Here is a 16365-nt window from a genome sequence, read left to right as displayed (position 1 = left end):
GACTTAAAGCTTGATCGAGGTCGTTATCATGTAAGCTTTAACGAGCAAGGTCCAGAAAACTGGTATCGGTCTGTGGCGGACTCTATTATGGAAGGAGATTTCAAGCTTGCAATCCGTGATGCATCCAATCAAAAACACACCTACCAATCTGCTGGCTTTAACGAAACGTCTGCAACGACGGTCGATCTCACATTTGTTTTGCTTGATTCTTATCAAGAGGATGATTAGGCTTTAAAAGAAAAGACAAGTTTTATGGTACTCACTCCCTCCCTTATGCTGCCGTTAGGAACCCCTGCACCAGATTTTAAACTGGTCAATGTTCTGACCAACAAACCGTGCACCTTGGCTGATGTGACAGGCAAGAAAGGGCTGATTGTTGCTTTTCTTTGCAATCATTGTCCGTTTGTTCAACATATTTGGCCCGTGTTTAATAAATTGAGCCAAACATTCATCGAAAGAGGTATAGGCGTTGTGGCGATTTCAGCCAATGATGCACACCACTTTCCAGAAGATGGCCCGGACGCCATGAAAGAAATGGCAGAAACTCAAAAGCTGTCATACCCCTATTTATACGATGAAACGCAGGAAGTTGCACGGGCTTACCAAGCTGCCTGCACCCCGGATTTTTATCTATTTGATGCCCACTTAAAGTGTGTTTACCGGGGGCAATTTGATGGCTCGCGCCCTGACAATGATGTGCCCGTGACCGGTGAAGATTTAAGACATGCGGTGATGGCCTTAACAGCGGGTGTGGCAAATGACCGACCCCAAAAGCCTAGTATGGGCTGCAATGTCAAATGGCGTGAAACACCGGTGTTTTAGGTGGATTCTGTTGACTATTGTGTGGCGCATTCAAGCCCCATCCCTGAGCCTTTAGCAGCGTTGCGCCAAGCCATTGAGCAAACACTTCCTGAGCAAGCCCATAATATGCTATCGGTTCAAGCCGGGCAAACCTTAGCCTTGTGTCTGCGTCTTTTTCAGCCAAAGGCCATTTTAGAAATTGGAACGTTTGCTGGCTATAGTACTTTGTGGATGGCTCTCGCAACAGCAGCTGAGATTACAACTTTGGATCGCTCTGAAAGCGGCATTCCTTTGGCGCGCCATTTTTGGCGCCAGGCCGATGTTGACGATCGCATTGAATTTGTGGCCTCTGAAGCTACCACCCATTTGCAAGCATTAAAAGAAGAGGCCCGATCCTTTGATTGCTTTTTTATTGATGCGAGTAAAAAAGATCTTCAGCGGCATGTTGAAAAGTGTATGGCTCTTCGGAGTGAGGGCCGATGCCTATTGGTGGTTGATAACGTTTTAGGATTCAAGGGTCACTCAGTTTTGGATAGCTCGCATCGCTTGATCCAAAAAATAACTGAGTTTAATCACTGGTTAAAGAGTGTGGCGGATCTGTCTATGACTCTGTTGCCAGTGGGGGATGGGCTGGCTGTTTGCTATATCCCCGCGTCGATCCCACCGATTAAATAATATGTAGATCGTCGACGAGGATTTGAATGGTTTCACTGCCGTTGAAAGTGTTCAGATTCAAAGAGCCGATGATATCAACCGTGTATCCAGATGATTCCATGAGCTGATGGCCGTAGGGTCTTTCAAACGCACGAAAGAGGACAGCTGTTTTTTGAGTGCCAAAGCCATTTTTAATGGTGAGTCTAAGGTGGTTTTTACCCATGACAGCACAATAATGCACCTGACAATCTTTGAATAAGAAAAGAGGTTTTGGATTGCCGTTGCCAAAAGGTTCTAGCTGCGCAATTTCGTTATAAGTCTCTAGGGTGACCGCTTCAAGGCTGAGCGCTCTATCAATGCTGTAGCTGCGCGTGGTAACCAAATTGATGGTTTTTTTGGTTAAGAATCGTTGAAAATTTTCATGCTGATCTTGAGCGATAACAAATCCCCCCGCCATGGGATGGCCACCACCGCTTTGTAAAATACCAGCGGCGACCGCTTGCTGGATGGTTGTGCCAACATCAAATCCCGAAATAGATCGCGCCGATCCTTTGCCAAGACCAGTAGTATTATCATAGCTGATCGCAAAAGAAGGTTTGTAAAACTTTTCTTTCAGCCGGCCTGCCACCAACCCAATGACACCCGCCGACCAATTCTGCCCCGAAACAAGGGTGAAGGGCTCTGGGCAATCAGGCGTGATTTGGGCGTGCGCTGCTTGTAAAGTTGCGTGCTCAATCGCTTGACGGTCTTGGTTGAGCTGGTTGAGGTGGGTGGCAATTTCAAGCGCTTCAGCATCGATCTTTTTTTTCGAAAGAAGCTTGGTGCCAAGAGCTGCATCATCAATTCGACCCGCGGCATTAATGCGTGGTCCGATGATAAAACCAAAATGAGATGCTTTGAAAGGAGGAGATAAAGATGCCTGGTCAAGGAGGGCTTTTAAGCCCGGCATGGTGGCGGACGTTTCTAAAACCTTGAGCCCTTGCTTCACCAGGGTGCGGTTAAAGCGTGTCAACGTCATCACATCACAAACAGTGCCAAGGGCGGCCAAGGGAAGAAGGGATGAGAGCTTGGGTTCGGGACGATCCGCAGTAAACCATCCGAGTTGACGCAGCCGTTGCCGGAGAGCGATGATGAATAAAAACGTGACCCCGACAGCAGCTAGGTTGGTATGAGGGGTTGCTTCATCAAGGCGATTCGGATTGACAACGGCGGTTGCTTCTGGCGGCTGTTCAGCGCCGAGGTGATGATCTAAAACAATGACATCTAACCCTATTTTTTTGGCATGGGCGAGAGGCTCGTGAGCCGTTGCACCACAATCAACCGTGATGATGACATCTGTGCCATTGGCTTTCAGTTTATCAAAGGCTGGAATATTGGGGCCATACCCTTCTTGCGCGCGTTGAGGAATGTAATAGGAAATCTCATGACCCAGCGCCCGAAAAAAGAGAATCAGACTGGCACAGGAAGTGGCGCCATCAACATCATAATCACCAAAAACAGTGATTTTTTGATGTGATTGAAGCGCAGTGCAAATACGGTTTACCGCTTTATCCATATCAATGAGATGAAAAGGATCGGGGGTTGTTTCAGCCAAAGTTGGATTCAGAAAGGCAGAAAAATCCTGGGGATGAATGTCCCGATTGAGCATGAGCTGAACCAGACGCGAAGGCAGATTCGACTGAGTGGCAAGAGCGGTAAGGTTGTGAGGAGGTGATTTAAGAAACCACAAGGCATTGGAAGAAGAGGTGCAGTAAAGATCGTTGGCTACCATAAGCGTTGTATAGGTTAAATCCTATGGCAAAGCAAGATTAACCCTTTGATCGAAAATCAGACCCCAAAGCCGCGATCCCCGCTTTCTTTTGCAGAGCGTTTTCTAGAGCCATGACTTCAAGATCTTCTTTGACGTCTTCGAGGGGGATGCGCTCGTCTTGGCGGGGCGGGACAGTTGCGAAGTTTGGATAGCCATCTGAGCACTGGCTCAGAAAAGCTAAAATTAGAACTGAGATGACGAAACCAGATTTTTGTATCACGGCTGCCCCTTAAAATGAAATTATTGGTCTTTTTCCCAATCGCAAACACAGGTGCCTTGAAGTTGAGTTTGATCATAATCGATCAACTTTCCTTTGTGACGGCACTCGCTTTGACAGCGCATGATTGAATTGGTCTCTGGTTCTTGATTGTTTTGACTACACTGACTGAGAATCAGCATTGAAGCAAAGATTGTAAAATACATTGTTATTTTTTTCATAAGTGGAGATCTCCCATCATTTATCGACTTAATATATCACTGGAACTGAACAAGAGTCAACTGATTTTGCTGGTCATTCAAAGAAATTTTACACTAAGGTTAAGCCGCAGACATGCTCGTGTTTCTGAGCAATGCGTGCTGGCTTAGTTCGAGAGCCGTTGCAACATCCGTCATTTTTTGGTTCGACTCAATAAATACAGCGCTTTAAAGCAGGGGTAATATCCCTATCTGATATAATAAAAAATAAAAAAATATAAGTATTTACTTAAGTAATTAATTTTAATAGTAAGAATTTAAAATTTAAATAATATGAAAAAAATAGTTTTATTGATTTGTTGGGCCGTGGCAGGTTTTCAAGGATACGCCATAGGGGATGAGGTAGCTGAAACCCTCGAAGAAAGATCTGGTCTAAAAAGAATAAGTAGATCATGGCAAAGTAAAACTTCTTCTATGTGCTTAACAAAGTCAGAGTTGACGTTATTTCCAGAAGATATCAGAGGCGCTGTCATCAAAGCCTTGACCGATACTTCTGATGAAGAAGAGTATGATGTCCGAGTCTTGGCATTGAATCCTGAGGAAGAGGCGGTTGAGGCTGTGGTAGAAGAGTACCATGCTGTTTTACCAAAAAGCCCGATGACGCAGCGATTGGTTAGTGAGGCCATTCAAAGAGTCAGAAGAGAATTTATACGTCAGAGAAAGCCAGTGAGACCTGCTGGGATTTAAAATATTGAAATTTCTTAGCCTGAAGACCTCGTACGTGAGTTACGGGTTTTTTTGCGTGTGTTCTTTGTTTATCCCGTGATTTAGCTGTGGTATATCTAACTATCTGGCTTAAATTCGGGCATAAAAAAGAACGGTAACTAATGCGCAAATATTATCGAAAAAATCTAAAATTAGAACCCTGGCAAGACCCCGATGTCACGCCCTACTTGATCATTGAAAATTTGAGTAAGGACTATGAAGGCGTGCCGGTTCTGAAAAATGTTAATTTGGAGATATACCAAGAGGAATTCTTCTGTTTGCTTGGGCCTTCGGGCTGCGGCAAAACAACTTTACTTCGAACGCTTGCAGGATTTGAAACGCCCTCTAAAGGTAAGATTTACTTAAATGGCGTTGATATTACACGGGTGCCGCCCTATGAGCGCCCAGTCAGTATGATGTTCCAATCCTATGCCCTTTTCCCGCATTTATCTGTGCAGCAAAATGTCGCATTCGGTCTGAAGCAAGAAAATCTAACTTCTAATACTATCCAAGAACGGGTTGATCACAGTTTACGCTTGGTTGAGATGGCGGATCTGGCAAAGCGAAAGCCGCATCAACTTTCGGGTGGGCAGCGGCAACGCGTTGCCTTGGCGCGCTCTTTGGCCAAACAACCGCAGCTGCTTTTGCTGGATGAGCCTTTGGCTGCCTTGGATCGTAAGCTTCGTGAGAAAACGCAATTTGAATTGGTTAACATTCAAGAAACCGTGGGCGGAACATTTTTAACCGTGACCCACGATCAGGAAGAGGCCATGACCATGGCGAGTCGCTTGGCTGTCATGGAAGAGGGGCAAATTGTTCAACTGGGAACACCGCAAGAAATTTATGAGTTTCCAAATTCACGCTATGTTGCCAACTTCATTGGAACCATGAATCTGTTTGAAGGGATGGTGGTGGATGAAGATGATGATCACCTGATTTTAGATGTGCAAGATTTCAACCTTCCAGCCTATGTTTCACCGGCTGTGAGTGTTCCCGAGGGATCTTTGATTAGTATGGCGCTTCGGCCAGAAAAGGTGCACATTTCAAAACGTTACACCAAACGTGATTTCAACCACGTGATGGGCACGGTTGAAGATATCGCTTACCTTGTAGACGTGTCAATTTATCACGTGCGTTTAGAAAACAGCGATAAAACGATGCAAGCCATGATTCCAAATAACATTCGGGCCTCGGAGGGGAAAATTACTTGGGAAGATCAAGTATATTTGAGCTGGGATCCTAGTAATGTTGTTGTTCTGATGTCTTAGGAGAAAGATCGCCATGTGGAAAGAACAGCTAAACATTAAAAATCCCTCGCAAAAATGGACGTTGTTTTTGTTGGCTGGGTGTGTTTATGCTTGGATTCTCCCGGTCTTTTTCTTAGGCTTTTTACAAATTATCAAAGTTGCCTTTTCAGAACCTTACATACAAATCCCGCCTTATAAAAATTTGCTGACGAATTTTTCATGGGAATTTATTGAGTTTAAGATTTACCTAGCCAATTTATTCGACCTCTTTAATGAAAAGATTTATGTTTACGCTTTTGGGCGCTCCCTTAAAATTGCAGGACTGTCAACATTGATTGCTCTCATTGTCGCCTATCCCATGGCGTTGGGGCTGGTGATGATGCCAAAACGTTACCAATCGAGCTTGCTTTTATTGATTCTCTTACCGTTCTGGACATCCTTTCTCTTGCGGGTTTATGCGTGGATTGGTTTGTTGAATTCTGATGGAATTATCAATACTGCTTTGATGAAACTTGGACTTATTAGCACACCTCTTACTTTGCTATACACTGACTTTGCAGTGGGGTTGGGTATTGTTTATTGCTATTTGCCGTTTATGTTATTGCCCCTCTATAGCACCCTGCAAAAATTTGATTGGTCATTAATTGAAGCTTCCGCTGATTTGGGATGTAAGCCTTGGTCTTCCTTTCGCCAGGTTCTGCTCCCCAATACTGTTTCGGGGATCTTTACCGGCTGTTTTTTTGTATTTATTCCTGCATTGGGAGAAATCATTATCCCGATCCTGTTGGGAGGCAGTAAAGCAGTTATGTTTGGCCGGGTGATTTGGGAAGAGTTTTTCTTTAATCGTGATTGGACCATGGCCTCTATGTTGTCTCTGGCATTATTAGTGGTTCTGATGTTTCCTATTTACCGCGCACAGAAGAAGGGAGATTTATAATGTATAATCTTTTTCCAAGATTGCGAGGTGCGCTGTGGTTGGGTTATTTCTTTATGCTGGCGCCTTTAATCTATGTGATTGTGTACTCTTTTAATGACTCTCGCTTTGTTTCGGTATGGAGCGGTTTTTCCCTTAAATGGTATCACCATCTTTGGAATAATAAGGTCTTGATGAAGGCAACAGGCATCAGTTTGCAAGTTGCGTTTCTATCAGCATCGATTGCGGTCTTGCTTGGGACCATTGCAGCGGTCACTTATACGCGGTTTCCGCAGATGCGGGGCCGTAGATTTTTTTCTTTTATCAGCATTGCTCCCATGGTTTTACCGGAAGTGGTTCTGGGTATGGCATTTTTGATGGCTTATTTGGTTTTGCAAGACTGGGTCGGACTGCCGCGAAATCGGGGTATGTTAACGATTATCATTGCCCATGCAACCATTGGTATGGCGTATGCTTTTATTATGATTCGCAATCGATTGAAAAATTTTGATTCTGCCGTCATTGAAGCGGCCATGGATTTAGGCGCGACACCGCTGAGCATCTTTTTTAAAATTACCATTCCGATTATTGCCCCGACGCTCATTTCGGCCTGGTTGTTGGTTTTTATTTTATCTTTTGATGACTTGGTGGTGGCAAGTTTTGTTTCAGGAGCAGAAGTCACAACCTTGCCGATGGCTATTTTCTCAAGCATCAAGTTTGGTCTTACCCCGGAAATTAATGCCCTTGCAACGGTGATGATTGTGATCTTATCAGTGGGGTTGTTGTTGATTTCCCGGAAGTTAACTCAAAAGGATGAGTCTGGGATAATTCTGCAACCCTCTGCAGAATAAAGCCATATACATCCCGGTTTTTGGATGACCTCATATCGTTTTTGTATTATGATCAAATCTGTCGTGTTTACGTTGAAAAATTTAAAGAGAGCCCTTATGAAATTCTTAAGCTTTACCCAAAATCAATTTACTTCTTTGCGAAAGGTGCTGTTTTTTTTAGCCCCCTTACTGATCTTGTCGCAGTGCGCGCAGCGGTCGATGATTGATGATGAAAATAAAATGATTTCAAGTGAGTCTAAACGTTTTGATAAGTCAGTCTTTGAGATTAAGGAATCTGATGAAAAACCTGCTTGGTTTGATATGAAAGGCGAGGGGATCTATAAATTAGGAAAGCCTTATAAAGTTAATGGTACTTGGTATTTCCCAAAAGAAGATGGCAAGTATGATGAAATTGGCATTGCCTCTTGGTATGGGCCAGGCTTTCACCAAAAAATAACAGCAAACGGTGAATATTTCGATATGGACTTGGTGACAGGCGCACACAAAACTCTTCCTTTGCCAAGCGTTGTCCGGGTGACGAACTTAGAAAATGGCCGCTCTCTTCTGGTGCGGGTGAATGATCGGGGCCCTTTTGTCAATGATCGCATCATCGACCTTTCTCGAAAGGCCGCTGAACTGCTTGGTTTTATTGCCAGAGGAACGGCGAAGGTTCGGGTTGAGCTCATGCCGGAAGAAAGTTTGGCCGTTGCCTCGTATGCACAAAATCAATTTGTTAAAAATGATTTAAACGCCGCTCAAATGCCAGTTGCATCTGCAGGCCTGGTTTCAGTGAATCAAGAAACAGGCGAGCCTATGAAAAAAGAAGCGCAAGAAGTCTCTCAAACTTTTGTGGATGCCACTACCTCAAGCCCCGAAGCCTATGCTTCTGAGAATAAGGATGAGTCGCTTGCCGGGGTGGTTTCTGCCTTAAGTGATACGAAGAACAAAAAAGTTGTGACCTCTGAGCCCGTCACGCAAGCAGGCACCCAAGAAAGCATCAAAAAAACTGTCGATGATGTGTCTGCATTGAGTACATACGGAAAATCTTATGTTCAAGTGGGAGCGTTTAGCAGCCAGCAAAATGCTGAAAAAATCTCTTCCATGTTGTCATCGGTGGGTCAAGCAACCATTGAAAAACTAGATCGTTATGGGCAAAGCATCTACCGGGTGCGTTTTGGACCGTTTGATGATGCTGGCGAAGCACAAAAAGTGATGAATAAAATTTTAGATGTGGGCCATGGCGATGTTCACATTGTGATGGATTGATAGAGAGAGGTTATGATGCAAGGTAGAATGACACAATTAATTGTTAGCTTTTTCTTTATGATACTTCCTGCCATTGTTATGGCAGGGGATAAAGGCACGCCCCAAAAGGCGGTGCAACCACAAGTAGAGACTTTGGATCAAAATGCTATCCAGGATTTTTATAACCCTGTGCCAGATCAAAGCCCTCTTCTGCAAGGCGCCAAGCAAATTTTTTTAGTGGTGCCTGAGACCAACCGTGTGTTGTTAGAAAAAAACGGTGATGAAAAAACACCGCCATCTTCTATGACTAAGATTGCAACACTGATGATGGTTTTTGAACAGTTGCAGAGCGGTCAACTTTCTTTGGATGATACGTTTTCTGTGAGTGTGAATGCTTGGAAAAAGGAGGGGTCTCGGATGTTCTTGGAACCCAATACCCAAGTGCGTGTTGAAGATTTAATTCGCGGGATTGTTGTTCAATCTGGAAATGATGCCACAACGGTGGTTGCAGAAGGCCTGGCCGGCGATGAGCGACAATTTGCTGATCAAATGACTGAGCGTCTTAAAGAGTTGGGGCTACAAAACACAAATTTCGTCAATGCCTCTGGATTGCCGAGTCCCGATCATTACTCAACCGCGCGCGATTTAGCGTTAATGGGCGTGCAGATGATTCGCCTTTATCCCCAGTTTTACCACTACTTTGGTGAAAAAAGTTTCAAATACAATAACATTCACCAAGCCAACCGAAATCAATTTTTATTCCGGTCCCCCTCCCATGTGGATGGTATTAAAACAGGGATTACGGATGCGGCTGGATACGGTATTGTGGCATCAGCGGCGCATGATGGGATGCGCTTCATCCTGGTATTGAATGGCTGTGAATCAGACAAAGACCGGTTTCAAGTCGGTGAAAAAATTTTCAAATGGGCTTTTAGAGAATATAAAAATCAGACACTGTTTGAAGCTGGTCAGATTTTGGGAGAAGCCCGCATCTGGTTGGGCGCTAAAAAAACAGTCTCATTAATGGTGCCTGAACGCGTGCGGCTGACCCTTTCGCAAAAAGAGCATAAGCACCTAAAGGTAACATATCACTATAATGACCCGATCGAAGCGCCCGTTAAACAGGGTGTGCGCGTTGGAGACTTGGTGATTGAGGCTCCTGGCAATAAATGGGTTTATCCAGTTGTTGCAGGTGAAACTGTTAATGAAGTGGGTTTCTTTGGCCGGGCGATTTCCGCGCTCTATTACACTATTTGGGGAGCGAGCGCTTGAACCGTGGGACATTTATCACCTTTGAAGGCGCGGACGGTGTTGGCAAATCAACCCATGTAAACCTTTTGGCCCAGGCGCTTGAAAAAAAAGGAATACGGGTGGTTGTGACCCGAGAACCTGGAGGCACGGAGGGTGCTGAAAAAATCCGCTCTCTCTTAAAAGAGGGGGACAAGGATACCTGGCACCCCATCAGCGAAGTTTTACTCCTTTACGCCGCCCGCTATGACCACGTTGTGAAAGTCATCAAACCTGAACTGGAATCAGGTGCCTGGGTGATTTGTGATCGTTTCACCGATTCAACTTTGGCGTATCAGTGCTTTGCCCACCAATTGCCTTTGGGATGGGTCCAGGGGATTAATGACTTGGTTCTAGATGGTTTTGAGCCTGATATTACCTTTTTTATGGACAATGATGCTGAGGATACTTTCAAACGCGTTGAGCGCCGAGCTCTGGAATCTGGCAATCCGGATGCCATGGACCGCGTTGAAAAGTTGGGCGTTGATTTTCAAAAAAGACTGCTTGAGGGCTATCGCATCTTAGCAAAGCAACAGGATCGGTTTGAAACCATCGATGCCCGGAAAGACAAATTGCAGGTCCACCAAGATATTTGCCGTGCCTTGGCTGCGCGGGGGACTCCTTTGACGCCGTTAACCCCCCCAGAGTTTCAATCTGCCTAACATGGCCGGTGATTGTTTTACGCTTCCGTTATCAACAAAAAACCAAGATACTGCTGAACAATTGCTTCAAACTTGGCAAAAAGGGCACATGCATCCCAGCACCCTTTTATACGGATTGAATCATGGTGCGGCTGTTCACATATGTCAGCGCTTGATAATGAAAGCCTTGGGCGGGGCGTACCAACCGAATAAACCGCATCCTGATGTGATGTGGCTTGGGTTATCTGAAGATGAGGGCGGCAAACAATCACTCTCCCTTTCTATTGAACAGGTGCGAGGGGCTCGCGCGTTTGCTTATAAATCTTCTGTGACAGGTGGGCCACGTTTTTTGATTATCGACCCGGCCGAGGCACTGACACCACAAGCCCAAAACGCCTTGCTGAAAACTTTAGAAGCGCCGCCAAAAGGCGTTTATTTTATGCTGATTAGTTCCCACCTTCATGCTTTGATTGCCACCATTCGATCCCGCTGTCAAAAACACCCGATTCATGATCATGATTTTGATACTTTTCAAAAGGGGCTTATGATGCTTAACCCCGATGCGGCATATGATCCTCTCCCGTTGAAATGGATTTGCGCTTTAAAGCATGGAGATTATACAGCGGTTCAACAGCTTGAAGACTTTGATTTTGAGGGGTTTGAAGAAGGCTGTGACCAGTTAATCACTCACGGGAATCAGAGCGTTTTGTTGAAGATGATTTATAAAGTAGCGGGTAAAAAGGATAAAAGGATGGTGGATGCCTTTGTCCACGGGTTGCTTTTGGCGTTGGTGGATATTAAGAATTATCATCAGGGCGCGCCAACGGTGGTTCCTGAAAACACGTTGAAAGCATGGGCGGAACATACATCTCTTGCCAAAGTTGCAGAGGGCTATTGCGATCTTTCGCGCACGTTGAAACAACATGATCAGTTGGGGCTGGATCCTCGACAAACAATGATAAATGCGGTAAGTGTTCTGGGTAGATTGAATGGTAATCCCCAATGACACATGCGCCTTACTTTATTACAACGCCCATTTATTATGTTAATGACAAGCCCCATATTGGCCATGCCTATACAACGGTCATTTGTGACATCATTGCCCGCTTTGCCAGATTGGATGGCAGAGATGTTTGTTTTTTAACTGGCACGGATGAGCACGGATTAAAGGTGCAGCAATCGGCTGAAAAAGCTGGGATGGATCCTTTAGCCTTTGTTGAACCGGGATCGAATAAATTCAAAGAATTATTTCAAGCGTTGAATGTCAACTTTGATACGTTTATTCGCACAACAGAAGCCCACCACAAGCGAGCAGCACAACATCTGTGGCAGGTTATTGCAGATAAGGGATTGATCTACAAAGATAGCTATCGTGGTTGGTATTCGGTGCGAGATGAATGCTACTATGCCGAGAGTGAGCTTGTTGATGGCATGGCGCCAACCGGGGCGCCGGTTGAATGGATCGAGGAGGAATCTTATTTCTTTAAGCTTTCAGCTTTTGAGAAGCCTTTATTAGCATATTATCAAGCCCATCCTGATTTTATTCAACCAGAAAGCCGCCGCAATGAAGTGATTCGATTTGTTGAATCGGGCCTGCGAGATTTATCCATTTCCAGGCAAAAGCTGACGTGGGGGATTCCGGTTCCAGGAGATGATACCCATGTGATGTATGTTTGGTTTGATGCCCTGACCAATTATATTTCGGCATTGGGATACCCCGAAGAAATGTCAAAATTTAAAAAGTTTTGGCCAACAGCTTTGCATATTGTCGGTAAAGACATCTTGAGGTTTCATGCTGTTTATTGGCCAGCCATGCTGATGGCGGCTGGGATTGAGCCCCCCCAAAAGATTTTTGCCCATGGCTTTTGGACACGCGAAGGGCAGAAGATGTCTAAATCCTTGGGAAATGGATTGGATCCCTATGATTTGATTAATGATTTTAGTGTGGATGCCACCCGGTTTTTCATGGCACGCGAAGTGGCCCTTGGCCAAGATGGTGATTATTCACGCGAAAGTTTTATTCAGTTGACCAACAGCCATTTGGCCAATGATTTGGGAAATCTGGCGCAACGTGTTTTAAGCATGATCTATAAAAATTGTGAGGGTCAGCTGCCAACGCACCAATCCTTCACCGAAGAAGATCAGGCTTTGCTATCCGCGGCTAAGAGGCTATGTCACCAGGTGCGTCCTCTGGTTTTAACCGATCAAGCAATCCAAAAATATGTTGAAAGTGTCTGGACGGTTATCCGCCATGCCAACCAATATGTGGATGGCCAAGCGCCTTGGGCGTTGCGGAAAACTGACATCAGCCGCATGCAAACCGTGCTTTATGTTTTGGCAGAAGTCTTGCGCTATGTTGCCATCTTGATTCAACCATTGATGCCCGAATCAGCAGCTGGGATTTTGGGTCAGCTGGCGGTTGAAAAAGGGCAAAGAACCTTTGCATTTCTGGAGACTGAACACGCTCTTAAGCCCGGAACACCCATCGTTAAACCCGTGGGGCTTTTCCCTCGTTTTAGTAAGGAGGAGGACGCAGATGCTGGTTGATAGTCATTGCCATTTGAATTATGACGGGCTGAGAGATGATAAAGAGGGGGTTTTAGCCCGCGCTCGGGCGGTTGGCGTCTCACATTTTCTCACCATCAATACGTGTTTAAATGAAAGCGCTGAGGTGGTTCAAATTGCCGAGACATATCCGGTGTTTCGGCCACTGTTGGCGTTCACCCGTGTGATATTACCCCAGAGACCTGTCCAACCGCAGCGGATTTGGCCCAGTGGGCCGTTCATCCAAAGGTTGTTGGCCTGGGAGAAACAGGACTGGATTATTTCCATGATACAACGCATCAATCTTACCAACAGCAAAGTTTGGCTATTCACATGGATGTTGCCGATCAATACGATCTGCCGTTGGTTATTCATGCCCGCGACGCTGAAGAGGATCTTATTAAACTCTTGAAACCGGCAAGCAAGCGTTCCAAGCCAGGCGTGATTCATTGTTTTACCGGGTCTGAGCGGTTTGCTGATATCATGCTCGACTATGGCTTTTATATTTCCATCTCAGGAGTGGTCACGTTTAAAAATGCCCATTCATTACGCACGATTGTCAAGAGAGTGCCCCTCGATCGGATATTGGTTGAAACTGACAGTCCTTATCTTGCACCTGTTCCCAAGCGCGGAAAACCCAATGAACCCGCTTATGTGCGCTACACAGCCGAAAAAGTAGCTGAGATTAGAGAGAGGCCGTTGGAAGCAGTGGCCACCCAAACCACAGATAATTTTTTCACCCTGTTTGCTAAAGCTCATCGAGGCTTAAAATGAAAGTCACCATTTTAGGGTCCGGTCCTTCACCAGGGGTGCCCCTTATTGGGAATTATTGGGGAGGCTGTGACCCCCATAATCCCAAAAATAACCGAACCCGTGCTTCGATTTTGATTGAACATCTGGGACATCGGATTTTGATCGATTCATCGCCTGATTTGAGGCAGCAGCTATTACGAGAAAATATCGATTGGATTGATGCTGTTCTTTACACCCATGGTCACGCCGACCATACCCATGGGATCAATGATGTTTTTTTGTTTAGCCCGGTTTCAGAAAAAGAACATTCCCATTTATGCTGACCCGCAAACGCTTGAAGAACTTTTAACTGCTTTTGGGTATGCGTTTGAGACCGCCGCTGATCACCACGGTCAATATGATACACCGCGGTTGAGTCCTCATGAAATAAGAGGACCGCAGGTAACTCCTTTTCCAGGGGTCACGTTTGAACACTTTGAGCAAGATCATGGCTTTAGCAAAAGCTATGGCTACAGAATCGGGGACTTTGCTTATTGCACAGATCTTATTGGTATGCCTGCTGAGTCATGGCAACGGCTTGAGGGCATTAAAGTATTGGTGGTGGATTGTTTGCGGCGTGAACCACATCCTACCCACGCCCATTTAGATTTGGTGCTTGAGTGGGCGGATCGTTTGAAAGTGGAACGTGCTTATCTGAATCATTTGGGCGCTCAATTGGACTATGAAACATTGAAAAAAGAACTGCCCGCAGGCGTGAAACCTTGTTATGATGGTTTGGTAATTGAGGTGTAACCCTTAAAGTCAGGAGAGGCAGAATGTGGTATTTTCTTTTATTATTTATTTTGTGTATGTCATTTTCCCCTTTATCGGCTGAAGAAGCTGTGGATGGTGTTTCTAATGATGAAGTAGCCGACATATCAACAGCTGAAGAGGGTGATGACGACTTGGATGTAGACGCATCTGATGAAGACGAGGGGTCTGAGAATTTGGAAAATCCTGAAGAAGGTCTGGCAGCAGATCAAGAAGAAGGTCAGCAAGGTGCAGAGCAAGCCCCACAGTCGCGGCAAGAGCAGCCCCCTCAGGTGGTGGTCGCTCCAAGCCAACCACCCGCTATTCGCACACCAGATCAGGTTGGGCCTGTTGTTGATCAGGAAACCCTGGGGCAGGCAATGACAGAGATTAGCTCTGGGCCCGCTGCATTAAAAACTCCTGAAGCTCAGGAAGGTGAATCAAAAGAGCAAAACTCGTTGGCACTTGATTTGCAGCAAGGCCTCAAGGAAATGCAGTAGGTGCTGGAATTAGCTACAAAAGAGCTTGCTCAATAAGATCAGTTTTGGTACATCCTTGAGATACATTCTGTGCGGTCGTGGCGGAATTGGTAGACGCGCAGCGTTGAGGTCGTTGTGGTATGTAAATGCCGTGGAAGTTCAAATCTTCTCGACCGCACCACTCCCTTAAAAAAAATCGATATTTATACTTGATGGTATGATTTGTACCACTCACTAAACTTGGTCAAGCCTTGTTTCAAAGATGTAGAGGGGTGAAATCCGGTATATTCTTTGAGAGGCTCAACATCTGCGCAGGTTTTTTGAACATCTCCTGGCGGTAACGGTAAGGGGTTGAGGTTTGCTTTTTTGCCCGTTAATTCCTCTAAAGAGGCAATCAATGTGGCAACGGATTCAGGCGTGTTGTTGCCAATATTAAAGATGTTATAGGCTTGTTGTGGTGGCTTTTCCACCAGTTTGGTAATGGCGGTCACAATATCATCCACATAGGTATAATCTCGCAAAGGGCGGCCTTGATCGAAATAATCGATGGTTTCACCTTTATAGAGTTTTTCGGTAAACTTATAGACAGCCATATCTGGCCGGCCCCATGGACCATAAACGGTGAAAAACCTTAGGGCGGTGATAGGGAGGCCAAAACAATGGGCATAGGTGTGAGCAAGAGACTCTGTTCCTTTTTTAGTAGCGGCATACAAGCTGATCGGGTGATCCGTGTTATGGGTTTCAACGGCAAAGGGGGCATTGAGAGCGTTGCCATAAACCGAACTGGAGGACGCCATCAGAAAATGCTGAAGCCCCTTATCTTTAAAAACATTCAGAAGAGAAAAGGTACCAAAATAATTATTGTGGATGTAGGAATGTGGATCTTCAAAACTGTAGCGAACGCCAGGCTGTGCCGCGAGATGAACCACATGAGTGAAGGAATGCTTTTCCGCTAGGGTTTGCAGCACCGCTTCATCGGTGATATCCACCTCATAAAAGTGAAAGCCGGGATGGTTTGTGAGGGCTTGCAAACGATCTTTCTTAAGCTGTGGTGAATAGTAGGTATTAAAATTATCAATACCAACAACCTGAAATCCAGCCTTGGATAATTTTTGGGAAAGGTGCGCGCCGATAAAACCAGCCGCCCCGGTAACTAGAACTTTACTCATGTCCATGATTTTTATACATTCTAA

General features: G+C 45.3%; 19 protein-coding genes, 1 tRNA gene and 1 pseudogene. 17 read left to right on the top strand and 4 right to left on the bottom strand.

Going from position 1 to position 16365, the window contains the following annotated elements; translation table 11 throughout:
• From C0582_01875 to C0582_01865, 3 genes are all read left to right on the top strand, one after another.
• Positions 1 to 228: hypothetical protein (locus tag C0582_01875; GenBank protein ID PLX30280.1), on the top strand; the 228-nt coding region annotated here is incomplete at its 5' end.
• Positions 229 to 252: 24 nt separating this feature from the next.
• Entirely contained in the window at positions 253 to 822 is a 570-nt protein-coding gene (locus tag C0582_01870) for a thioredoxin family protein (GenBank protein PLX30279.1), read from the top strand.
• Positions 823 to 1476 (top strand): hypothetical protein, encoded by a 654-nt coding sequence (locus C0582_01865; protein ID PLX30278.1) that lies wholly within the window; start codon positions 823 to 825, stop codon positions 1474 to 1476. It abuts the gene before it with no gap.
• On the opposite strand, the gene recJ is transcribed toward C0582_01865, so the two are convergent.
• The 3 genes from recJ to C0582_01850 are packed head-to-tail and all read right to left on the bottom strand — an operon-like array spanning position 1469 to position 3703.
• Positions 1469 to 3226, bottom strand: a complete 1758-nt coding sequence (recJ, locus tag C0582_01860) for a single-stranded-DNA-specific exonuclease RecJ (protein PLX30277.1) — start codon at positions 3224 to 3226, stop codon at positions 1469 to 1471. The genes C0582_01865 and recJ overlap by 8 nt on opposite strands.
• 37 nt (positions 3227 to 3263) lie before the next feature.
• A complete protein-coding gene (locus C0582_01855; protein ID PLX30276.1) occupies positions 3264 to 3485 on the bottom strand; it encodes a hypothetical protein in 222 nt (73 codons plus the stop codon).
• A gap of 20 nt (positions 3486 to 3505) precedes the next feature.
• The gene (locus tag C0582_01850) at positions 3506 to 3703 is read right to left on the bottom strand and encodes a hypothetical protein (protein ID PLX30275.1); all 198 of its coding nucleotides are present in this window, start codon (positions 3701 to 3703) and stop codon (positions 3506 to 3508) included.
• A gap of 309 nt (positions 3704 to 4012) precedes the next feature.
• Here C0582_01850 and C0582_01845 point away from each other — a divergent pair, with 309 nt between their 5' ends.
• The 14 genes and pseudogenes from C0582_01845 to C0582_01780 all read left to right on the top strand — a co-directional run bounded on the left by C0582_01845 (position 4013) and on the right by C0582_01780 (position 15353).
• On the top strand, positions 4013 to 4426 hold the full coding sequence (locus C0582_01845) for a hypothetical protein (GenBank protein ID PLX30274.1): 414 nt from the start codon (positions 4013 to 4015) through the stop codon (positions 4424 to 4426).
• Between the two features lie 140 nt (positions 4427 to 4566).
• The gene (locus tag C0582_01840; GenBank protein PLX30273.1) at positions 4567 to 5712 is read left to right on the top strand and encodes a polyamine ABC transporter ATP-binding protein; all 1146 of its coding nucleotides are present in this window, start codon (positions 4567 to 4569) and stop codon (positions 5710 to 5712) included.
• Between the two features lie 13 nt (positions 5713 to 5725).
• The gene (locus tag C0582_01835) at positions 5726 to 6628 is read left to right on the top strand and encodes a putrescine/spermidine ABC transporter permease (protein PLX30272.1); all 903 of its coding nucleotides are present in this window, start codon (positions 5726 to 5728) and stop codon (positions 6626 to 6628) included.
• Positions 6628 to 7455: a putrescine ABC transporter permease PotI gene (locus tag C0582_01830; protein ID PLX30271.1), complete on the top strand. Its 828-nt coding sequence runs from the start codon at positions 6628 to 6630 to the stop codon at positions 7453 to 7455. The genes C0582_01835 and C0582_01830 overlap by 1 nt, the downstream gene beginning before the upstream one ends.
• Before the next feature lie 24 nt (positions 7456 to 7479).
• Positions 7480 to 8700: a septal ring lytic transglycosylase RlpA family protein gene (locus C0582_01825; GenBank protein ID PLX30270.1), complete on the top strand. Its 1221-nt coding sequence runs from the start codon at positions 7480 to 7482 to the stop codon at positions 8698 to 8700.
• A gap of 12 nt (positions 8701 to 8712) precedes the next feature.
• Positions 8713 to 9951, top strand: coding sequence for a D-alanyl-D-alanine carboxypeptidase (locus C0582_01820; protein PLX30269.1), 1239 nt, complete (start codon positions 8713 to 8715; stop codon positions 9949 to 9951).
• Complete coding sequence (tmk, locus tag C0582_01815) at positions 9933 to 10628, top strand: dTMP kinase (protein PLX30268.1); 696 nt, start codon at positions 9933 to 9935, stop codon at positions 10626 to 10628. The genes C0582_01820 and tmk overlap by 19 nt, the downstream gene beginning before the upstream one ends.
• Before the next feature lies 1 nt (position 10629).
• Positions 10630 to 11613, top strand: coding sequence for a hypothetical protein (locus tag C0582_01810; GenBank protein PLX30267.1), 984 nt, complete (start codon positions 10630 to 10632; stop codon positions 11611 to 11613).
• Positions 11610 to 13154, top strand: a complete 1545-nt coding sequence (locus tag C0582_01805) for a methionine--tRNA ligase (protein ID PLX30266.1) — start codon at positions 11610 to 11612, stop codon at positions 13152 to 13154. Before C0582_01810 ends, C0582_01805 begins: the two co-directional genes overlap by 4 nt.
• A pseudogene (locus C0582_01800) lies at positions 13144 to 13925 on the top strand (LuxR family transcriptional regulator). Before C0582_01805 ends, C0582_01800 begins: the two are co-directional and overlap by 11 nt.
• Positions 13922 to 14227 (top strand): hypothetical protein, encoded by a 306-nt coding sequence (locus C0582_01795; protein ID PLX30265.1) that lies wholly within the window; start codon positions 13922 to 13924, stop codon positions 14225 to 14227. The pseudogene C0582_01800 and the gene C0582_01795 overlap by 4 nt, the downstream one beginning before the upstream one ends.
• On the top strand, positions 14124 to 14696 hold the full coding sequence (locus tag C0582_01790) for a hypothetical protein (GenBank protein PLX30264.1): 573 nt from the start codon (positions 14124 to 14126) through the stop codon (positions 14694 to 14696). The genes C0582_01795 and C0582_01790 overlap by 104 nt, the downstream gene beginning before the upstream one ends.
• Before the next feature lie 23 nt (positions 14697 to 14719).
• A complete protein-coding gene (locus C0582_01785; protein PLX30263.1) occupies positions 14720 to 15193 on the top strand; it encodes a hypothetical protein in 474 nt (157 codons plus the stop codon).
• A gap of 71 nt (positions 15194 to 15264) precedes the next feature.
• Positions 15265 to 15353, top strand: a tRNA-Leu gene (locus C0582_01780).
• 22 nt (positions 15354 to 15375) lie between these two features.
• On the opposite strand, the gene C0582_01775 is transcribed toward C0582_01780, so the two are convergent.
• The gene (locus tag C0582_01775) at positions 15376 to 16347 is read right to left on the bottom strand and encodes a hypothetical protein (protein ID PLX30262.1); all 972 of its coding nucleotides are present in this window, start codon (positions 16345 to 16347) and stop codon (positions 15376 to 15378) included.
• Positions 16348 to 16365 lie beyond the last annotated feature (18 nt).

Source organism: Alphaproteobacteria bacterium (genome assembly GCA_002869105.1).
GTDB lineage: Bacteria > Pseudomonadota > Alphaproteobacteria > UBA7879 > UBA7879 > UBA7879.
The sequence above is the reverse complement of the archived record's forward strand: the minus strand, read 5'-3'. Positions and strand labels throughout refer to the sequence as shown.

Excerpts from the sequence above, each read along its gene's own strand:
- C0582_01870 (PLX30279.1), top strand. The coding sequence starts at position 253 with ATGGTACTCACTCCCTCCCTTATGCTGCCGTTAGGAACCCCTGCACCA.
- recJ (PLX30277.1), bottom strand. The coding sequence starts at position 3,226 with ATGGTAGCCAACGATCTTTACTGCACCTCTTCTTCCAATGCCTTGTGG.
- C0582_01850 (PLX30275.1), bottom strand. The coding sequence starts at position 3,703 with ATGAAAAAAATAACAATGTATTTTACAATCTTTGCTTCAATGCTGATT.
- C0582_01845 (PLX30274.1), top strand. The coding sequence starts at position 4,013 with ATGAAAAAAATAGTTTTATTGATTTGTTGGGCCGTGGCAGGTTTTCAA.
- C0582_01840 (PLX30273.1), top strand. The coding sequence starts at position 4,567 with ATGCGCAAATATTATCGAAAAAATCTAAAATTAGAACCCTGGCAAGAC.
- C0582_01835 (PLX30272.1), top strand. The coding sequence starts at position 5,726 with ATGTGGAAAGAACAGCTAAACATTAAAAATCCCTCGCAAAAATGGACG.
- C0582_01830 (PLX30271.1), top strand. The coding sequence starts at position 6,628 with ATGTATAATCTTTTTCCAAGATTGCGAGGTGCGCTGTGGTTGGGTTAT.
- C0582_01825 (PLX30270.1), top strand. The coding sequence starts at position 7,480 with ATGACCTCATATCGTTTTTGTATTATGATCAAATCTGTCGTGTTTACG.
- C0582_01820 (PLX30269.1), top strand. The coding sequence starts at position 8,713 with ATGATGCAAGGTAGAATGACACAATTAATTGTTAGCTTTTTCTTTATG.
- C0582_01810 (PLX30267.1), top strand. The coding sequence starts at position 10,630 with ATGGCCGGTGATTGTTTTACGCTTCCGTTATCAACAAAAAACCAAGAT.
- C0582_01805 (PLX30266.1), top strand. The coding sequence starts at position 11,610 with ATGACACATGCGCCTTACTTTATTACAACGCCCATTTATTATGTTAAT.
- C0582_01795 (PLX30265.1), top strand. The coding sequence starts at position 13,922 with ATGAAAGTCACCATTTTAGGGTCCGGTCCTTCACCAGGGGTGCCCCTT.
- C0582_01790 (PLX30264.1), top strand. The coding sequence starts at position 14,124 with ATGCTGTTCTTTACACCCATGGTCACGCCGACCATACCCATGGGATCA.
- C0582_01785 (PLX30263.1), top strand. The coding sequence starts at position 14,720 with ATGTGGTATTTTCTTTTATTATTTATTTTGTGTATGTCATTTTCCCCT.
- C0582_01775 (PLX30262.1), bottom strand. The coding sequence starts at position 16,347 with ATGGACATGAGTAAAGTTCTAGTTACCGGGGCGGCTGGTTTTATCGGC.